The sequence below is a fragment of the Streptomyces sp. MI02-7b genome, from assembly GCF_033793585.1.
Classification (GTDB): Bacteria; Actinomycetota; Actinomycetes; order Streptomycetales; family Streptomycetaceae; genus Actinacidiphila.
On record NZ_JARAWX010000003.1, the window covers coordinates 139,624 to 152,859 of the forward strand.

Below are 13,236 nucleotides of genomic sequence, written 5' to 3' on the forward strand. Positions count from 1 at the left end.
CCTGGCGGGCGGCGGAACTCCCTTCCCGCATACCGTAAGGTAGAAGGGTTGGGCGCTCGTCGCCCATGACCGTCTTACTACGCCGTAGGTCCCCGCGCCGCACCCGTCCCCAGTCTGATGGGGGAGAGGGATGGCGCATATAGGAAACCCCGGCGAGAGAGGCCTAAGGCCATCACATGACCATGACTGACCCGATCGCAGACATGCTGACGCGTCTGCGGAACGCGAATTCCGCGTATCACGACGACGTCACGATGCCGTTCAGCAAGATCAAGTCGCACATCGCGGAAATCCTCCAGCAGGAGGGTTACATCACCGGCTGGAAGGTCGAGGACGCCGAGGTCGGCAAGAACCTCGTTCTCGAGCTGAAGTTCGGTCCGAACCGCGAGCGCTCGATCGCCGGCATCAAGCGCATCAGCAAGCCCGGTCTGCGGGTCTACGCAAAGTCCACCAACCTGCCGAAGGTGCTCGGCGGCCTGGGCGTGGCGATCATCTCCACCTCCCACGGGCTCCTCACCGACAAGCAGGCGAACAAGAAGGGCGTGGGTGGGGAAGTCCTCGCCTACGTCTGGTAGTCGGGAAACGGAGGTAAAGCCATGTCGCGAATTGGACGGCTGCCCATCCCGGTTCCCGCCGGCGTGGACGTCACCATCGATGGCCGGACGGTCTCGGTGAAGGGCCCCAAGGGTTCCCTGACCCACACCGTTGCCGCGCCGATCGACATCGTCAAGGGCGAGGACGGCACCCTGCAGGTGACGCGTCCGAACGACGAGCGTCAGAACAAGGCCCTGCACGGCCTGTCCCGCACGCTGGTGGCGAACATGATCACCGGCGTGACCGCGGGCTACGTGAAGAAGCTCGAGATCAGCGGTGTCGGCTACCGCGTCCAGGCGAAGGGCTCCAACCTGGAGTTCGCCCTGGGCTACAGCCACCCGATCCTTGTCGAGGCCCCCGAGGGCATCTCCTTCAAGGTCGAGAACCCGACCAAGTTCTCGGTCGAGGGCATCGACAAGCAGAAGGTCGGCGAGGTCGCCGCGAACATCCGCAAGCTGCGGAAGCCCGACCCGTACAAGGCCAAGGGTGTCAAGTACGAGGGCGAAGTCATCCGCCGCAAGGTCGGAAAGGCTGGTAAGTAAGCCATGGCATACGGTGTGAAGATCGCCAAGGGCGATGCTTACAAGGGCGCCGCCAAGAAGCGCCGCCACATCCGGGTCCGCAAGCGTGTCTCGGGCACCGAGGCGCGTCCGCGCCTGGTCGTGACCCGGTCCAACCGCGGTATCACGGCGCAGGTCATCGACGACCTCAAGGGCCACACGCTGGCCTCGGCGTCGCACCTGGACACCTCGATCCGGGGTGCCGAGGGCGACAAGACCGAGCAGGCGAAGAAGGTCGGCCAGCTGGTCGCCGAGCGCGCCAAGGCGGCCGGTGTCGAGACCGTCGTGTTCGACCGTGGTGGCAACCGGTACGCCGGGCGCATTGCCGCCCTTGCCGACGCCGCCCGCGAAGCCGGGCTCGGTTTCTGAGCCGGTTCCGTAGCTAGCGGAAACAGAGAGAGGTAATCCAATGGCTGGACCCCAGCGCCGCGGTGGCGGTGCCGGTGGCGGCGAGCGGCGGGACCGGAAGGGCCGTGACGGCGGCGCAGCTGCCGCCGAGAAGACCGCGTACGTTGAGCGCGTTGTCGCGATCAACCGCGTCGCCAAGGTTGTGAAGGGTGGTCGTCGCTTCAGCTTCACCGCGCTGGTCGTGGTGGGCGACGGTGACGGCACCGTGGGTGTCGGTTACGGCAAGGCCAAGGAGGTGCCGGCCGCCATCGCCAAGGGTGTTGAGGAGGCCAAGAAGCACTTCTTCAAGGTCCCCCGTATCCAGGGCACCATCCCCCACCCCATCCAGGGCGAGAAGGCCGCGGGCGTCGTCCTGCTCAAGCCTGCTTCCCCCGGTACGGGTGTGATCGCCGGTGGTCCGGTGCGCGCCGTTCTGGAGTGCGCCGGCATCCACGACGTCCTGTCGAAGTCGCTCGGCTCCGACAACGCGATCAACATCGTGCACGCCACGGTGGCCGCTCTCCAGGGCCTGCAGCGCCCCGAGGAGATCGCCGCCCGTCGTGGCCTGCCCCTCGAGGACGTGGCTCCCGCGGCTCTGCTCCGGGCGCGTGCTGGGGTGGGTGCGTAATGGCTCGCCTCAAGGTCACGCAGGTCAAGTCGTACATCGGCAGCAAGCAGAACCACCGTGACACCCTGCGTTCGCTCGGCCTGAAGCGGCTGAACGACGTTGTGGTCAAGGAGGACCGCCCGGAGATCCGCGGCATGGTCCACACTGTCCGCCACCTCGTCACGGTCGAGGAGGTCGACTGACATGGGAACCGACAACACGTCGAACCCGCTGAAGGTCCACAACCTCCGTCCGGCCCCCGGTGCCAAGACCGCCAAGACCCGTGTGGGTCGTGGTGAGGCGTCCAAGGGCAAGACGGCCGGTCGTGGTACGAAGGGCACCAAGGCCCGCTACCAGGTTCCGGAGCGCTTCGAGGGCGGGCAGATGCCCCTCCACATGCGCCTCCCGAAGCTGAAGGGCTTCAAGAACCCCTTCCGCACCGAGTTCCAGGTCGTGAACCTGGACAAGCTGGCCGCGCTCTACCCCGAGGGTGGCGAGGTCACGGTGGCCGATCTGGTCGCCAAGGGCGCGGTGCGCAAGAACCAGCTCGTCAAGGTGCTCGGCACCGGCGAGATCTCCGTGGCGCTGCAGGTGGCCGTTGACGCGGTCTCCGGCTCCGCCAAGGAGAAGATCACCGCTGCGGGCGGCTCGGTCACCGAGCTCGTCTGAGACTGATGGCACACCCGACCGGGGATGTTCCGCACATTGTGCGGAGCATCCCCGGTTGTTCATTCCAAGCGGTGGTCGTGCGCCGGTAAGGTGGCAGACGCTGCTAGTCTCGTGAAGCCTGTGTGCTGACGCGGGTCTGGGATCACACTCGTATTCGTTGCTGTTCAACCGTTACCTCCCGCCCAAGAAGCGGGGGGCGCAGGAGGCACCGTGCTCACCGCGTTCGCCCGGGCGTTCAGGACGCCCGACCTGCGCAAGAAGCTGCTGTTCACGCTGGGCATCATGGTGCTGTTCCGGCTGGGTGCGCACATCCCGATCCCGGGGATCGACTACCAGGTCGTGAACCAGTGCATCAAGGAGGTGCAGGGTAGCCAGGGTCTCTTCGGCCTGGTGAACCTCTTCAGCGGCGGCGCGCTCCTTCAGCTGACCATCTTCGCGCTCGGGATCATGCCGTACATCACGGCGAGCATCATCCTGCAGCTGCTGACCGTGGTCATTCCCCGGCTCGAGGCCCTCAAGAAGGAGGGTCAGGCCGGCCAGACGAAGATCACGCAGTACACCCGTTACCTGACGGTGGCCCTCGCGGTCCTGCAGGGCACGGGCCTGGTGGCGACCGCCCGCTCCGGCAGCCTGTTCCAGGGGTGCACCGAGCGCTTCAGCATCGTCCCGAACCAGTCGATCTTCACGACCGTCACGATGGTCATCACGATGACCGCGGGCACCGCCTTCATCATGTGGCTGGGCGAGCTGATCACCGACCGCGGCATCGGCAACGGCATGTCGATCCTGATGTTCCTGTCCATCGCGGCCGGCTTCCCCGGCGCCCTCTGGGCGATCAAGAAGTCCGGCAAGATCGCGGACGGCTGGGTCGAGTTCGGTGCGGTCATCCTGGTCGGCCTGGCGATGGTGGCCCTGGTGGTCTTCGTGGAGCAGGCGCAGCGCCGGATCCCCGTGCAGTACGCCAAGCGCATGATCGGCCGCCGTTCCTACGGCGGTACGTCCACCTACATCCCGCTGAAGGTGAACCAGGCGGGTGTGATTCCCGTCATCTTCGCGTCATCGCTCCTGTACATCCCGTCACTGGTCGTCCAGTTCAGTGGATCCACCTCAACGTGGGCAAACTGGGTCAGGGACAACCTGGTCAAGGGCGATCACCCGATCTACATCACGACGTACTTCCTGCTGATCGTCTTCTTCGCCTTCTTCTACGTGGCCATCTCGTTCAACCCCGAGGAAGTCGCGGACAACATGAAGAAGTATGGTGGGTTCATCCCGGGCATCCGGGCTGGTCGACCCACCGCGGAGTACCTCAGCTACGTGCTCAACCGCATCACGTGGCCGGGCGCGATGTACCTGGGTCTGATCGCCCTGGTGCCCACCGTGGCGCTGGTGCTGTTCAACGCGAACCAGAACTTCCCGTTCGGCGGGACGAGCATCCTGATCATCGTGGGTGTCGGCCTGGAAACCGTGAAGCAGATCGAGAGCCAGCTTCAGCAGCGTAACTACGAAGGGTTCCTCCGCTGATGCGCATTGTCCTCGTCGGGCCCCCCGGGGCCGGCAAGGGTACGCAGGCCGCGTACCTTGCCAGGAACCTGTCGATCCCGCACATCTCCACGGGCGACCTCTTCCGGGCGAACATCAGCCAGGGCACGGAACTGGGCCGCAAGGCCCAGGAGTACATGGACGCCGGCCGGCTGGTTCCCGACGAGATCACCATCGGCATGGCCCAGGACCGCATGCTCCAGCCGGACGCCGCGAACGGCTTCCTGCTGGACGGCTTCCCGCGGAACGTCGGCCAGGCCCAGGCGCTCGACACGATCCTCAGCGAGAACGGGATAGCGCTGGACGCGGTCCTGGACCTGGAGGTCCCGGAGGAAGAGGTCGTCAAGCGGATCGCCGGTCGCCGGCTGTGCCGCAAGGACGGCAGCCACGTCTTCCACGTGGTCTACAACCCTCCGGCCGTCGAGGGCGTCTGCGACGAGTGCGGTGGGGAGCTCTACCAGCGCTCGGACGACACCGAGGAGAAGGTCAGGGTCCGGCTCGAGGAGTACCACAGCAAGACCGAGCCGATCATCGACTACTACAAGCAGCAGGGCCTGGTCCGCACGATCTCGGCTCTGGGCAAGGTCTCCGAGGTCACCCAGCGGGCGATGGAAGCCCTGGGCGTCAAGAAGGCCACGGGCGACAGCGCCGCCTGAACCTGTCAGAGTGCGTTGCGGCCGCGGTGTCCGGGAGGACGCCGCGGCCGTACCGTTGAGCTATCCGCTGCACTGAGGAAGGCGAGAGCCGATGGTGGAGATCAAGACCCCCGAGCAGATCGCGAAGATGCGCGCCGCGGGGCTGGTCGTCGCGGCGGCGCTCAAGGCGTGCCGCGACGCGGTCGCGCCGGGGGTGAGCACCGGCGATCTGGACGAGATCGCGGCCAAGGTGATCGCCGACCACGGCGCCACCTCCAACTTCAAGGCCGACCACGGCGGTCTGTACTTCCCCGGTGTGATCTGCGCGTCGGTGAACGACGAGGTCGTGCACGGGATCCCCGGCGGGCGGGTGCTGGAGGAGGGCGACCTGATCTCCATCGACTGCGGCGCGATCGTCGACGGCTGGCACGGCGACGCGGCGATCACCGTCCCGGTCGGCGCGGTGGCACCGGAGCTGCTGCAGCTCAGCGCGACCACCGAGGGCTCGATGTGGTCCGGCATCGCCCAGGTGAAGAAGAACAACCGGCTCCAGGACATCAGCCGCGGAGTGGAGTCCTACATCCGCCGGCAGCCGCTGCCCTCCAAGGGCAAGTACGGGATCGTCGAGGGGTACGGCGGCCACGGCATCGGCTCGGCGATGCACATGGAGCCGCACGTGCTGAACTACGTCGAGCGCGGCCGGGGCCGCGGGCCCAAGCTGGTGCCGGGCATGTGCCTCGCCATCGAGCCGATGGTCAGCCTGGGCACCCCGCACACCCGGGTGCTGCAGGACCAGTGGACCGTGGTCACCACCGACGGCACCTGGGCCTCGCACTGGGAGCACTCGGTCGCGCTGACCGAGCAGGGCCCGCTGGTGCTGACCGCCGAGGACGGCGGCAAGGCCAAGCTGGCGGAGCACGGGGTCACGGCGGCGCCCGACCCGCTTGCTTAATGATCTTCGTTCGGGGGCATACACCCCGGATTCGTCTTTCACGGATGCCTGGCGTAGACTGACACGTCGGCTCACGTATGTCTTCAGGCATGCCAAAAGCCGACCAAGGTAGCCGATCCCGAAAGCAGGACATGGCCAAGAAGCAAGGCGCCATTGAGATCGAGGGCACCGTGATCGAGTCTCTGCCGAACGCTATGTTCAAGGTGGAGCTGCAGAACGGTCACAAGGTCCTCGCGCACATCAGCGGCAAGATGCGTATGCACTACATCCGCATCCTCCCCGATGACCGAGTCGTTGTGGAGCTGTCTCCCTACGACCTCACGCGCGGACGGATCGTCTACCGCTACAAGTAGATCTCACGACCCGGAGAACCTGACATCCCATGAAGGTCAAGCCGAGCGTCAAGAAGATCTGCGACAAGTGCAAGGTGATCCGCCGTCACGGCCGGGTCATGGTCATCTGCGACAACCTGCGCCACAAGCAGCGCCAGGGCTGACGCACACCGACCTGCACCTCGCAGTTCTTCGCGCGACGCAAGCAATGTGTACATACGCAGCATCCGTTGAGCCGATCAAGGCTGACGACACCTCCGGCCGGGGGCCGGGGACCTGATCCGTACCTCGTACGGCGGTCAGGAGTGGTGCTGCGGAAGACCCCCGAACACCAACAGGAGCCATTGAATGGCACGCGTTTCAGGTGTTGACATCCCGCGCGAAAAGCGCGTGGAGGTTGCCCTCACCTACGTCTTCGGCATCGGCCGCACCCTGGCCCAGGAGACCCTCGCCGCCACGGGCGTGAACCCGAACACCCGCGTTCGCGACCTGGACGAAGAGGACCTGGTCAAGATCCGCGAGTACGTGGACGCCAACATCAAGACCGAGGGTGACCTCCGTCGCGAGATCCAGGCGGACATCCGCCGCAAGGTCGAGATCGGCTGCTACCAGGGCCTGCGCCACCGCCGCGGCCTGCCGGTCCACGGCCAGCGCACCCACACCAACGCCCGCACCCGCAAGGGCCCGCGTCGCGCCATCGCCGGTAAGAAGAAGCCGGGCAAGAAGTAGTCCTCAGCGGACGCTCGTCAGCGGTCTTCGCTGTAGGACCGACCACCTCCCGTAGGAGTTAGTAGATGCCCCCCAAGGGTCGTCAGGGCGCTGCCAAGAAGGTGCGCCGCAAGGAAAAGAAGAACGTCGCTCACGGCCACGCGCACATCAAGAGCACGTTCAACAACACCATCGTCTCGATCACGGACCCGTCCGGCAACGTGATCTCCTGGGCCTCCGCCGGCCACGTCGGCTTCAAGGGCTCGCGCAAGTCGACCCCGTTCGCCGCGCAGATGGCCGCCGAGTCGGCCGCGCGTCGCGCGCAGGAGCACGGCATGCGCAAGGTCGATGTGTTCGTCAAGGGTCCCGGCTCCGGCCGTGAGACCGCGATCCGCTCGCTCCAGGCCACCGGCCTGGAGGTGGGCTCGATCCAGGACGTCACCCCGACTCCGCACAACGGATGCCGCCCGCCGAAGCGCCGGCGCGTCTGACCAGTGATGTGCCGGCGCCTCGCGCCGGCGCAGCGCCACGGGTTCCGGGCGGTGCGGCGCTTCGGGCGCCGCACCGCCCGTACCCTTGCAGTATCGATATCGGGCTGACGCCCGGCGGCTCGGCATCAAATAGCGGGTGCCGATGACTGGAAGGCTTTATCCATGCTGATCGCTCAGCGCCCCTCGTTGACCGAAGAGGTCGTCGACGAATTCCGCTCCCGGTTCGTGATCGAGCCGCTGGAGCCGGGCTTCGGCTACACCCTCGGCAACTCGCTCCGCCGCACGCTCCTCTCCTCGATCCCGGGTGCCGCCGTCACCTCGATCCGGATCGACGGTGTCCTGCACGAGTTCACCACCGTGCCGGGCGTCAAGGAGGACGTCACCGACCTCATCCTCAACATCAAGCAGCTGGTCGTCTCCTCGGAGCACGACGAGCCGGTCGTGATGTACCTGCGCAAGCAGGGCCCGGGTGTGGTCACCGCCGCCGACATCGCGCCCCCGGCCGGTGTCGAGGTGCACAACCCCGACCTCGTCCTCGCCACGCTGAACGGCAAGGGCAAGCTGGAGATGGAGCTGACCGTCGAGCGCGGTCGCGGCTACGTCTCCGCCGTCCAGAACAAGCAGCAGGGCCAGGAGATCGGCCGTATCCCGGTCGACTCCATCTACAGCCCGGTGCTCAAGGTCAGCTACAAGGTCGAGGCGACCCGTGTCGAGCAGCGCACCGACTTCGACAAGCTGATCGTCGATGTCGAGACCAAGCCCGCCATGCGTCCCCGTGACGCCGTGGCGTCGGCCGGCAAGACCCTCGTCGAGCTGTTCGGTCTCGCCCGCGAGCTGAACGTCGACGCCGAGGGCATCGACATGGGCCCGTCCCCGACGGACGCCGCCCTGGCGGCGGACCTCGCGCTCCCGATCGAGGAGCTCGAGCTCACCGTCCGTTCGTACAACTGCCTCAAGCGCGAGGGCATCCACTCCGTGGGTGAGCTCGTGGCGCGCTCCGAGGCGGACCTGCTCGACATCCGCAACTTCGGTGCGAAGTCGATCGACGAGGTCAAGGCGAAGCTGGCCGGCATGGGCCTGGCCCTCAAGGACAGCCCGCCCGGATTCGACCCGACCGCCGCCGCCGACGCCTTCGGCGCGGACGACGACGTCGACGCCGGCTTCGTCGAGACCGAGCAGTACTGATCTGACTGCCCCCGGGCGCCCGCCCGGGGGGCCCTGACACCGGTACCTGACACGGCCGGTGCAGAGATTGAGGAGAAACACCATGCCGAAGCCCGCCAAGGGTGCCCGTCTGGGCGGCAGCGCCGCGCACGAGCGTCTGCTTCTCGCGAACCTCGCGAAGTCGCTGTTCGAGCACGGTCGCATCACCACCACCGAGGCCAAGGCGCGCCGTCTGCGTCCGGTCGCGGAGCGCCTGATCACCAAGGCGAAGAAGGGCGACATCCACAACCGTCGCCTGGTGCTGCAGACGATCACGGACAAGAGCATCGTCCACACGCTCTTCACCGAGATCGCCCCGCGGTACGAGAACCGCCCGGGTGGCTACACCCGCATCACCAAGATCGGTAACCGTCGCGGCGACAACGCGCCGATGGCGGTCATCGAGCTGGTGGAGGCGCTGACCGTGGCCCAGCAGGCCACGGGCGAGGCGGAGGCCGCGACCAAGCGCGCGGTCAAGGAGGCCGAGACCAAGACCGAGGCTCCCGCCGAGGTCGAGGACAAGGCCGAGGCCGCCGAGGCTCCGGCCGAGGAGTCCAAGGACGCGTAAGGCGTACTCGGACGGGCCCGCACCCAGATTCCTGGGGGCGGGCCCGTTCCGTTTGAGTGACTGGTGGAGTGACTGGTGAGTGACGAGGTGGCTCCCGGCTTTGTCCGGGTGCGGCTGGACCTGGCGTACGACGGGGCCGAGTTCTCCGGCTGGGCGAAGCAGCGCAGCCGGCGGACCGTGCAGGGTGAGCTGGAGTCGGCCCTCCAGACCGTGCTGCGGCTGCCCGACCCGGTCGAGCTGACCGTGGCCGGGCGCACGGACGCGGGCGTGCACGCGCGCGGACAGGTCGCGCACGTGGACCTGCCGCAGGACGTGTGGGCCCGGGAGGGCGACAAGCTGCTGCGCCGGCTGGCCGGGCGGCTGCCCTGGGACGTGCGCGTGTGGCGCGTCGGGCAGGCCCCGGCGGGCTTCAACGCGCGCTTCTCGGCGATCTGGCGGCGCTACGCCTACCGGGTCGGCGACCACCAGGGCGGGGTCGACCCGCTGCTGCGCGGCCATGTGCTGTGGCACGACCGGCCGGTCGACGTCGACCTCATGAACGCGGCGGCGGAGCGGCTGCTCGGGGAGCACGACTTCGCCGCGTACTGCAAGAAGCGCGAGGGCGCGACGACCATCCGCACCCTGCTGGAGCTGCACTGGGAGCGTGATCCGTCCGGGGTGGCCGTCGCGACGGTCCGCGCGGACGCGTTCTGCCACAACATGGTGCGCGCCCTGGTCGGGGCGATGCTGCTGGTCGGCGACGGGCACCGCCCGGAGGGCTTCCCCGGCGAGGTGCTGGCCGGGCGGGTGCGGCACTCGGCGGTCAACGTGGTGCGGCCGCACGGCCTGACCCTCGAAGAGGTCGGCTACCCCGCGGACGACCTCCTCGCCGCCCGCAACCGCGAGGCCCGCAACCTCCGCACCCTCCCCTGCGCCCCACCCACCACCCCCTGACCGTCCCGCCACGGCGTGCCCGCGGTGGGGGCAGAAGGGGCGCGGGGAACTGCGCGGCCCGCCACGGCGCACCGCAGGCGCACGTCCCCCGGTTCCCGCGGGGCGCCTAGCGGCGGCGCAGGGCCAGCGCGACCTGCGCGAGGACGTAGGCCGCGCCCAGGGACGTCACCACGAGCGGGACCGCGCGCAGGTGGCCGTGGAACGCGCTGTACCAGGTGAAGGCGGCACCGGGCAGCAGGAAGAACAGGTACAGGACGCGCAGCAGCCACCAGCGGTACGGCAGCCGGACGGCGGTACCCGGGGCGGGGAACGACAGGGCGCTCTCGTCCGTGGTGAGCGAGTCCTTCACGCCGGTCAGGAAGCCCCGCTGGGCCAGTATGCGCGCGCCGGGCAGCCCGTCGAGGACGCCAGGGTGGTCCCCGAAGCCCTCCGGGAGGGCCGGCAGGCCCAGGGCCGCGGCGGTGTCCGCGAGCCGCCGTGCGGGGGCGTCAGTGCCGCGCAGCAGGGACGTCAGGGGCCGTGCGTCGGGTATGCCGAAGGCGGCCGCGAGCGCGGCGGCCGTGGAGCCGGCCCTGTCGAGGGAGGGGACCGGCGCGCCGGGCGCCCATTCGTGGGCGGCCAGCCTCCTGCCGCGGGAGGAGAGCGTGATCCCGTACCGGTCGCCGGACCGCTGCAGCACGACCGCCGGCCACTTCTCGCCCGCCGTGAACAGGTCGACCACGCCCGCGAGGCTTCCCTCACCGGTCAGTTCGACGTAGGTGAAGCCGCCCCCGGCGGGCGCCAGCCGCAGCGCCGTGCGGCACAGCAGCGCGGCCTGGGCGACCGCGGGCAACGGCGCCGCGGCGACCGCGAGGGCGCGCGGGGCCCACTCCGGAGGGCTGGCCGGGACCGGCGGGCGCGGCGGGGCGTGGAAGAACCGCGTGCGGGTGGCCACCTGCATGCGGACGCCGGTGCGGAAGTCCAGGAACTCCTGGCGCGGATCGGCGCCCAGGTACACCCAGGGGAGGCTGGTGGCGTGCACGCCGATGTCCCGGAAGACGGCCAGCGCCTCCTCCCAGCGGCTCGTCCGGAGCAGCATGAGGGCCAGGTGGTTGCGGAAGTCCGCCGCCTCGGGGTCACCGGGCTCGTACCAGGTGGACAGCTCCATGGCGCGGTCGACGGCGGCGGTGAGCCGGGCCGGGTCGATGACGTCCTCGCCGTCCTCGCCGTCGGCGGGGGCACCGCCGGCGACGATGTCGTACTCCACGGCGGCCAGCAGCGGCAGGGCGTTGATCTTCGAGCCGGGCAGCGCCTCGTCTGCGGCGTGCTCGGCGAAGTCGAACATCTCCTCGTGGGAGCCGTACCACTTCGCGCACAGGTACTGCAGCGCGGTGGCGTGGCAGCCGTAGTGGTGCGGCGAGCGCTCGACGGCCTCGGCCCAGTAGGCGTCGAAGATCTCGCGGGAGGCCTGGATGCCGCGTGCGTGGGTGAGCGCGATCCGCCACGGCACGGGATCCGACGGGTTGAGCTCGGCGGCGCTGCCGATCACCGGGACGGCGTCCTTGAGCAGGGCGAAAAAGGCCTTGAACTGCTCGGGCTCGACGTCCTTGGCGCGGGCGCCGCTGCGTATCTCCCAGGCCTGGAGGAGGGACAGGTCGGCCTTGACCAGCGTCGCGTCCGGGTCGTCGGGGGAAGCGGCCAGCCACGCGTCCAGCCAGCCGGGGTTGTGCAGTGCGAACTGCGCCATCTCGGCCACGTACACGTCCCGCCGTTCCCATTCGCAGCCCAGCCGGGTGGCCGACAGCAGGTCCCGGGCCGGGCCGGGGTCGCCGGTGCCCGCCACGGCCAGCGCGGCGCGCAGCGGAGCGCCGGGCACGTCGAGCACGACGGCCTCGTCCGGCGGCAGCCCGGCGCCGACGGCGGTGCCGTGGCGGAGCATGCGGGGGAGGGTCAGCAGCGTACGCAGGGAGGGCATGCCGTTCCGGTCCGGGTCGCGGGGGGAGGGGCGGGTCAGTGGCCCGGGGAGGCCACGGCGGGGACCGTCGCGGCGGCGGCCTGGTCCCTGCCGCGCTGGACGATCCGGTTGAAGGCGTAGTCGGAGCCGTCCGTGCCCGCCTGCCTGGCAACGGTGTCGGAGGCGGTGACGCGTCCGTTGTTCCTGAGTCCGGCGATGGTGAAGTACGCGTAGCGGCCCTTGGCATTGGTCGTCGTCCGGCACGAGGTGGCGTGGCAGAAGGCGCCCGCACCGCCGCCGGACAGCGGCCTGACATACCCCTTGGCCTGCGACTTCGCCCTGCCGGCCGCGGACGGGTCGTCGAAGACGGCCACCCCGACGGTGACCGCGACCTCGCCGCCGACGTAGGTGACGCGCAGGACCTTGCCGCAGCCGTTCTTCCGCAGCACGGCGGCGAGGTCGGCGGAGGCCGCGGAGGAGCACTTCCCCTTGGCGGCGGTGGCCCTGGTGTAGGTGCGGCCGCTCCACACGAGCCTCTTGCCGGGGAACAGACCCGCCACCGACAGCGGGGCGGTGTCCTTCTCCCGGTCGGAGATGAAGACCAGCGGATCGAGCCGGGCCTGCACGGAGAGCCCGGAGAACGAGGGCTCCCGCGGCGGCGCCACCTCGGAGGGGGCCGACGGGGCGGCCGCCGTGGGGGAGACCGACGGCCGGCCGGAGCCGGCCACGGCGGTGGCGACGACCCCCGCGACGGCGGCGACGGCGAGGACACCGCCGCCTGTGAGCCGGCGCCTGCGGCGCCGGGCACGGGCCTCGTTCGCGTCCGCCAGCGCCGCCCAGTCGGGCTCGACGGCGGCCGGCCGGCCGAGCCGCTGGTGCTCCCGCTGCGACGGGCCGCGGGTGCCGTGGCCGGGCAACGGCGGCGCCCACTCGGCGCGGGGCGTGCGTGCGGGCCGCTGCGGCTGGTGGCCCGGGTCGCCGACGATGGTGCCGCGCAGTACCTGGCGCGCCTGTCCGGGCGTCCCCGGCGTGCGGGGAGTGTCGTGCGGCCCCGGTGGTGCGGTCCATCCCTGGTTCGGGTTGTACGGCTGCTGCGGCCCTTCAGTCATGGCGCGGATTCTA

18 protein-coding genes are annotated in these 13,236 nt (G+C 69.4%); 16 read left to right on the forward strand and 2 right to left on the reverse strand.

The window, feature by feature from the left end:
• Nucleotides 1–176 precede the first annotated feature (176 nt).
• The 16 genes from rpsH (at nt 177) to truA (ending at nt 10,181) form a co-directional block, all read left to right on the forward strand.
• Complete coding sequence (gene rpsH / locus PV364_RS05320; protein WP_319658491.1) at nt 177–575, forward strand: 30S ribosomal protein S8; 399 nt, start codon at nt 177–179, stop codon at nt 573–575.
• Between the two features lie 21 nt (nt 576–596).
• On the forward strand, nt 597–1,136 hold the full coding sequence (rplF, locus tag PV364_RS05325) for a 50S ribosomal protein L6 (protein ID WP_319658492.1): 540 nt from the start codon (nt 597–599) through the stop codon (nt 1,134–1,136).
• A 3-nt stretch (nt 1,137–1,139) separates the two neighbouring features.
• Nucleotides 1,140–1,523, forward strand: coding sequence for a 50S ribosomal protein L18 (gene rplR / locus PV364_RS05330; protein WP_319658493.1), 384 nt, complete (start codon nt 1,140–1,142; stop codon nt 1,521–1,523).
• A gap of 40 nt (nt 1,524–1,563) precedes the next feature.
• On the forward strand, nt 1,564–2,169 hold the full coding sequence (rpsE, locus tag PV364_RS05335; RefSeq protein WP_319658494.1) for a 30S ribosomal protein S5: 606 nt from the start codon (nt 1,564–1,566) through the stop codon (nt 2,167–2,169).
• The gene (gene rpmD / locus PV364_RS05340) at nt 2,169–2,351 is read left to right on the forward strand and encodes a 50S ribosomal protein L30 (protein ID WP_018558884.1); all 183 of its coding nucleotides are present in this window, start codon (nt 2,169–2,171) and stop codon (nt 2,349–2,351) included. Before rpsE ends, rpmD begins: the two co-directional genes overlap by 1 nt.
• Nucleotide 2,352: 1 nt before the next feature.
• Complete coding sequence (rplO, locus tag PV364_RS05345; RefSeq protein ID WP_319658495.1) at nt 2,353–2,817, forward strand: 50S ribosomal protein L15; 465 nt, start codon at nt 2,353–2,355, stop codon at nt 2,815–2,817.
• Between the two features lie 210 nt (nt 2,818–3,027).
• Entirely contained in the window at nt 3,028–4,341 is a 1,314-nt protein-coding gene (secY, locus tag PV364_RS05350) for a preprotein translocase subunit SecY (RefSeq protein WP_319658496.1), read from the forward strand.
• Nucleotides 4,341–5,015, forward strand: a complete 675-nt coding sequence (locus tag PV364_RS05355; protein ID WP_319658497.1) for an adenylate kinase — start codon at nt 4,341–4,343, stop codon at nt 5,013–5,015. Before secY ends, PV364_RS05355 begins: the two co-directional genes overlap by 1 nt.
• Before the next feature lie 91 nt (nt 5,016–5,106).
• Complete coding sequence (gene map, locus PV364_RS05360; RefSeq protein ID WP_319658498.1) at nt 5,107–5,946, forward strand: type I methionyl aminopeptidase; 840 nt, start codon at nt 5,107–5,109, stop codon at nt 5,944–5,946.
• A gap of 131 nt (nt 5,947–6,077) precedes the next feature.
• The gene (gene infA, locus PV364_RS05365) at nt 6,078–6,299 is read left to right on the forward strand and encodes a translation initiation factor IF-1 (protein ID WP_003956442.1); all 222 of its coding nucleotides are present in this window, start codon (nt 6,078–6,080) and stop codon (nt 6,297–6,299) included.
• A 29-nt stretch (nt 6,300–6,328) separates the two neighbouring features.
• Nucleotides 6,329–6,442: a 50S ribosomal protein L36 gene (rpmJ, locus tag PV364_RS05370; protein ID WP_003956441.1), complete on the forward strand. Its 114-nt coding sequence runs from the start codon at nt 6,329–6,331 to the stop codon at nt 6,440–6,442.
• Nucleotides 6,443–6,626: 184 nt separating this feature from the next.
• A complete protein-coding gene (gene rpsM, locus PV364_RS05375; protein WP_089226450.1) occupies nt 6,627–7,007 on the forward strand; it encodes a 30S ribosomal protein S13 in 381 nt (126 codons plus the stop codon).
• Between the two features lie 65 nt (nt 7,008–7,072).
• The gene (gene rpsK / locus PV364_RS05380; protein ID WP_003956432.1) at nt 7,073–7,477 is read left to right on the forward strand and encodes a 30S ribosomal protein S11; all 405 of its coding nucleotides are present in this window, start codon (nt 7,073–7,075) and stop codon (nt 7,475–7,477) included.
• 162 nt (nt 7,478–7,639) lie between these two features.
• The gene (locus PV364_RS05385) at nt 7,640–8,662 is read left to right on the forward strand and encodes a DNA-directed RNA polymerase subunit alpha (protein WP_319658499.1); all 1,023 of its coding nucleotides are present in this window, start codon (nt 7,640–7,642) and stop codon (nt 8,660–8,662) included.
• An 82-nt stretch (nt 8,663–8,744) separates the two neighbouring features.
• Nucleotides 8,745–9,248 (forward strand): 50S ribosomal protein L17, encoded by a 504-nt coding sequence (rplQ, locus tag PV364_RS05390; protein WP_319658500.1) that lies wholly within the window; start codon nt 8,745–8,747, stop codon nt 9,246–9,248.
• 75 nt (nt 9,249–9,323) lie between these two features.
• Nucleotides 9,324–10,181, forward strand: a complete 858-nt coding sequence (truA, locus tag PV364_RS05395; protein WP_319658501.1) for a tRNA pseudouridine(38-40) synthase TruA — start codon at nt 9,324–9,326, stop codon at nt 10,179–10,181.
• Nucleotides 10,182–10,287: 106 nt separating this feature from the next.
• Here truA and PV364_RS05400 read toward each other — a convergent pair whose 3' ends face one another.
• Complete coding sequence (locus tag PV364_RS05400; protein WP_319658502.1) at nt 10,288–12,135, reverse strand: hypothetical protein; 1,848 nt, start codon at nt 12,133–12,135, stop codon at nt 10,288–10,290.
• Between the two features lie 35 nt (nt 12,136–12,170).
• Nucleotides 12,171–13,223 (reverse strand): hypothetical protein, encoded by a 1,053-nt coding sequence (locus PV364_RS05405; RefSeq protein ID WP_319658503.1) that lies wholly within the window; start codon nt 13,221–13,223, stop codon nt 12,171–12,173.
• Nucleotides 13,224–13,236: the final 13 nt, after the last annotated feature.

What these genes read in the sequence shown, in the direction of transcription:
- rpsH (WP_319658491.1), top strand. Translation starts at nt 177, where the DNA reads ATGACCATGACTGACCCGATCGCAGACATGCTGACGCGTCTGCGGAAC.
- rplF (WP_319658492.1), top strand. Translation starts at nt 597, where the DNA reads ATGTCGCGAATTGGACGGCTGCCCATCCCGGTTCCCGCCGGCGTGGAC.
- rplR (WP_319658493.1), top strand. Translation starts at nt 1,140, where the DNA reads ATGGCATACGGTGTGAAGATCGCCAAGGGCGATGCTTACAAGGGCGCC.
- rpsE (WP_319658494.1), top strand. Translation starts at nt 1,564, where the DNA reads ATGGCTGGACCCCAGCGCCGCGGTGGCGGTGCCGGTGGCGGCGAGCGG.
- rpmD (WP_018558884.1), top strand. Translation starts at nt 2,169, where the DNA reads ATGGCTCGCCTCAAGGTCACGCAGGTCAAGTCGTACATCGGCAGCAAG.
- rplO (WP_319658495.1), top strand. Translation starts at nt 2,353, where the DNA reads ATGGGAACCGACAACACGTCGAACCCGCTGAAGGTCCACAACCTCCGT.
- PV364_RS05355 (WP_319658497.1), top strand. Translation starts at nt 4,341, where the DNA reads ATGCGCATTGTCCTCGTCGGGCCCCCCGGGGCCGGCAAGGGTACGCAG.
- map (WP_319658498.1), top strand. Translation starts at nt 5,107, where the DNA reads ATGGTGGAGATCAAGACCCCCGAGCAGATCGCGAAGATGCGCGCCGCG.
- infA (WP_003956442.1), top strand. Translation starts at nt 6,078, where the DNA reads ATGGCCAAGAAGCAAGGCGCCATTGAGATCGAGGGCACCGTGATCGAG.
- rpmJ (WP_003956441.1), top strand. Translation starts at nt 6,329, where the DNA reads ATGAAGGTCAAGCCGAGCGTCAAGAAGATCTGCGACAAGTGCAAGGTG.
- rpsM (WP_089226450.1), top strand. Translation starts at nt 6,627, where the DNA reads ATGGCACGCGTTTCAGGTGTTGACATCCCGCGCGAAAAGCGCGTGGAG.
- rpsK (WP_003956432.1), top strand. Translation starts at nt 7,073, where the DNA reads ATGCCCCCCAAGGGTCGTCAGGGCGCTGCCAAGAAGGTGCGCCGCAAG.
- PV364_RS05385 (WP_319658499.1), top strand. Translation starts at nt 7,640, where the DNA reads ATGCTGATCGCTCAGCGCCCCTCGTTGACCGAAGAGGTCGTCGACGAA.
- rplQ (WP_319658500.1), top strand. Translation starts at nt 8,745, where the DNA reads ATGCCGAAGCCCGCCAAGGGTGCCCGTCTGGGCGGCAGCGCCGCGCAC.
- PV364_RS05400 (WP_319658502.1), bottom strand. Translation starts at nt 12,135, where the DNA reads ATGCCCTCCCTGCGTACGCTGCTGACCCTCCCCCGCATGCTCCGCCAC.
- PV364_RS05405 (WP_319658503.1), bottom strand. Translation starts at nt 13,223, where the DNA reads ATGACTGAAGGGCCGCAGCAGCCGTACAACCCGAACCAGGGATGGACC.